We start from the raw sequence: 3,675 nt of genomic DNA, 5'->3' as shown, positions 1-3,675 counted from the left end.
GGAAGTACGCTCAACACACCGTCCGGAAACAGGTGGCCGATCAACTCGGCGAAGAGCAGGGTCGACAAAGGAGCCTGTACTGGCGGCTTGATGACAACAGCATTTCCAGCCACGAGAGGCGCAGCGGCACGTTGCGCGGCGAACAGGAAGGGGTGATTGAAAGCATTGATACGCACCACCACGCCCAATGGCTCACGGACGGAATAATTGAGCGAATCGTGGCTGAACGGAATCGTGTTCCCTTTTAACTCGGTTGCCAGTCCCGCAAAAAACTCGAATGTCGCCGCACCTGCCTCGGCGTCACGGATCATTCTCTTGAAAGGGCCACCGGAATCGGCCGAGTCCGTCAGGGTAATCCTCTCCGAATTCGCGCGGATGATCCTCGCTGCCTCCCTGACAATAGCCGCCCTTTCGGACAATTTGACCTGCCGCCAGATCTTGAATCCCGCGGTGGCCGCGCGAACTGCCTTATCAACATCCGCTTTGCTCGCCGCCGCGGCATTTCCCAAACTTTCCCCCGTAGCCGGGTTGATGATCTCGTCAACAGCGCCATCCATCGCCTCGTGCCATTGGCCGCCATAAAAGAGGGTTCGGTGGGTTGGTAGAGCAGCCATGTACGACGTCATTCTGGTTCACTCCGCGCTGATTGGGTCGTGCCAGAACATGGTCCCGGCGAAAAAATGTCGGCTTCGTCGAACCTTTCGAGTTCGCCATAGCATACAAAATGTATATTAATTCATAAGGCTTACCCGCGTCAACTCGTGGCTCGATCGCGGCTCGTGACCATAGGTCCGTGGTGAAGCGACCAGTTGATAAACTGGCTCGCAGGTTGAGAAGCTGACCGCTCTCAAGGCGGCGCGGCAAGATAGGAGACRCCATCCGAGTTTTCATCATGTCTGGCTTTACAACGAATTTCAGTGTGGAAAATGCTCCCACCGTAGCCGTCGAAATTGCTATCCGAAAGATTACCCTATAAACATATGTTTCGAATGTATTGTCTTCTTTGTTGTTTCACGGAGAGCGCGGTGGTCAAGCCTGCCTTTCACGATAGAGCCTATGCGATGAAGAATGTCATGGAGATGATTGGATAATGGCGGCGCTGAAGAACAAGTCCGTCGAGCGCCCTGCGAAGAAAGGCCCGCCTCCCAAGAGGAAGACCAAGGCTCGTGCGTTCGTTCCTCCTGTGACGGTTTCCCATGCCGAGTTGCTGGTCGACGGAAGCGACGACAATTTTCGGCAAGTGATCTATCTGTTTGTCGAGGTGCTCGGCAGGCTGGCGATGTGCCGGGAAGCCTTTGGCCGGGCAATCGGGCTGACTGGGTCACAATTTGCGGTACTCGTTGGGGTTGCTTACCGCCAAGGAGAAGGCGGCGTCACCATCAAGCGGCTCTCGAACTATGTCCATCTCGCTTCCACGCATGTCACGACGGAAGTTGGACGCCTCATTCGCAAAGGGTTGCTGAACAAGGTTGCGGCAGACGATGATCGTCGCAGCGTCCTGGTCAGCCTCACGCCCGAAGGCGAAGCCGCCGTCATATCGGTGACCGCGTTCGTCCGGCAGGTAAACGACGTGTTGTTCGCGGGCATCACCGCGGCGGACCTGGCGTCCGCGCAATCCATGTTCACCAGACTATCACGCAACAGCGAATTCGCCGTCGCCGAACTCAAGGTTGCCGAGCGCGACGACAGGTTCTTCGACAAGGATTGATGTGATGGTTTGTTTGCTGTCGCAGCATTGACCTCACGGCATCAATCGGACGTTTGTGCAGCGCGCTGGGACGGAATCCACAAATCGGACAGCTCGGTGCACACCACGCTGTCGTAGGACAGATCTGCGTTGAGGATACCCAGATCGCGTGCAAAGCGGCTCATACCTTCAACCGCACGTCTTGAGACGGACGCATCGTAGAAGGGCAGGTCGCGACGAATGAGATCGACTATGAGGTCCGCCGCTCTACCGGGGAAAAGCCTACGTCCGACTTTGCCTGCGAGGTCGACGTCCTGTTTCAGCGCCGCGTGAGTTTCAACGATCGCTGAGACGATCGCGGCCGCCTCTTGGGGCCTGTCGGCAGCAAAGGACGCCCGCGTGGCGATCGACGCAAATGTGAATTCAAATGCAGAAGGTGGGCCGTCTCGCCGAACATCGGCGACGACCGATCCTATCCCATCTCGAACCGCCAGTTCGGCGGCCATCCCGTTTGCCCAGAACCCATCGATCAGCCGCTCTTCGAGCGCCTTGGCCGCGTTCAATCCGAAATTCACCGTCTGACCAGGCTTCGATGGAACCGGCATGATGGTCACGGTGTCGGTCTCGATCCCGCTCTCGACCAGCAGCCGACGCAACCCCATCTCGACCCACGGTGCAGCGCCAATGCGCTTGCCTCTCACCACCGACAAGTCGTGGCGTGATGCCTTGAAATCCGTATGCATGACCAGGAACCAGTACATGCCCTGGGCTTGGGCGCAGAGCAGCTTGGCGCCTTCGAATCCTGGAAATGCCGCCAGCGCCGAATGCGCGGAACCGGCCACGATATCGACGTCGCCGTCACGCAAGGCGCGGTAGGCCCGGTCGACCGGGAAGATGAGCTCGAGCGACACGTCGAGCCCAGCCTTCTTGAAGAAGCCGAGTTCGATCGCCGCTTCGGCGGGAAAGTACGAATTCGACACCAGATCGGGAACGGCGAGCTTCAACATAGGCATTTCCTGTCCAGGGAGGCGACAGCCAGGTGGGTGATGTCACCCAGGGCCGGATCCTAGTAATAGTGGGTCTCGAGAAGCAGGCAGCCGTGCTTCGACTTGAACGGGCCGTGGTAGATGCCGGGCGGGCGAACCGCATAGGTGTAGCCGGTGAATTCTTCTCCGCCCTCTCCATTGATGTCGTTGCCAACGATCAGGTCGCCCGCAAGGAGAAAGACCTCTTCCCAATAGGCGTGAACGAACGGGGCGGTCGTATAGACACCAGGGTCGAAGCGCAGAAGGCGGGTGCGGTTTCCCTTACCCGCCGCCTCGTCCAGACTGCCGGCGACGATCTTCTGCTTGATGCCCGACGGATAGCCTTCGGGCGTGTGCCAGCCTTCGTCCAGGTCGAGCTTGAAGAATTCCTGATGAACCTTGGTCGTCGACATGCCGATTATCCTCGTTCGGGTAAGCTTATGGTCGAATAAGAGGCGGTCAGGCTCTCTCCGGTCAGCGGATCGCGAAGCGTCATCTCGAAACGCTCGGATGCGCCGATCTCTCCTTGCACCGCGAGCGTTCCGCAAAACATCGCAGAACCATCAGCCATCGTTTCCTTGCCCGTCCCAAGTCGGATCAGTTCCGCTGGCGGTCGCATCGTGCGCAGCGTTCCCTCCTGGTAGAGGCGTCGCTCGCCTCCAACTACGACATGAGATTGAATCTCGAGGTCGTCCCATCGATCGGCGACGTCGGCGAACCGCCACAGAATGCGCCCGACGGGTTTGGCGCACATCTGCTTGGACAAGGTGACGCCGACCGTCTCGGCCTTGCGGTCCGTATGATCGGAACCGATCCCCACCCAGAGTTCACCGGAAAGCGAGAAAATCACCGGTTCGACTTCGCCGCTGGAAGCTGTCCCCATCACCTCGATGGTCTCGTTCGTCGTCAGCAGGGACGACGCGACGCGATAGAAGATCGGGGTTGCTTCGGGACGCCGTACAC

Annotated in this window: 5 protein-coding genes; 1 reads left to right on the top strand and 4 read right to left on the bottom strand. The window is 58.7% G+C overall.

Translation table 11 applies throughout. The features are described 5' to 3' along the window. Positions 1-626, bottom strand: a 626-nt coding sequence (locus ACXJ7R_RS27380) for an aldehyde dehydrogenase family protein (protein ID WP_457154549.1), incomplete at its 3' end; no start/stop codon positions are given. 464 nt (positions 627-1,090) lie between these two features. On the opposite strand from ACXJ7R_RS27380, the gene ACXJ7R_RS27375 reads away from it, so the two are divergent. Then, entirely contained in the window at positions 1,091-1,708 is a 618-nt protein-coding gene (locus ACXJ7R_RS27375; protein WP_457154548.1) for a MarR family winged helix-turn-helix transcriptional regulator, read from the top strand. A gap of 41 nt (positions 1,709-1,749) precedes the next feature. Here the strand turns inward: ACXJ7R_RS27375 and ACXJ7R_RS27370 are convergent, their stop codons facing one another. From ACXJ7R_RS27370 to ACXJ7R_RS27360, 3 genes are all read right to left on the bottom strand, one after another. After that, positions 1,750-2,694: an ABC transporter substrate-binding protein gene (locus tag ACXJ7R_RS27370; protein ID WP_457154547.1), complete on the bottom strand. Its 945-nt coding sequence runs from the start codon at positions 2,692-2,694 to the stop codon at positions 1,750-1,752. A 59-nt stretch (positions 2,695-2,753) separates the two neighbouring features. Beyond that, the gene (locus ACXJ7R_RS27365) at positions 2,754-3,125 is read right to left on the bottom strand and encodes a cupin (RefSeq protein WP_457154546.1); all 372 of its coding nucleotides are present in this window, start codon (positions 3,123-3,125) and stop codon (positions 2,754-2,756) included. A 5-nt stretch (positions 3,126-3,130) separates the two neighbouring features. After that, the coding region (locus ACXJ7R_RS27360; protein WP_457154545.1) for a DUF2848 family protein at positions 3,131-3,675 on the bottom strand (545 nt) is incomplete at its 5' end.

Source organism: Mesorhizobium sp. P5_C1, assembly GCF_054049815.1.
The sequence above is the reverse complement of the archived record's forward strand: the minus strand, read 5'-3'. Positions and strand labels throughout refer to the sequence as shown.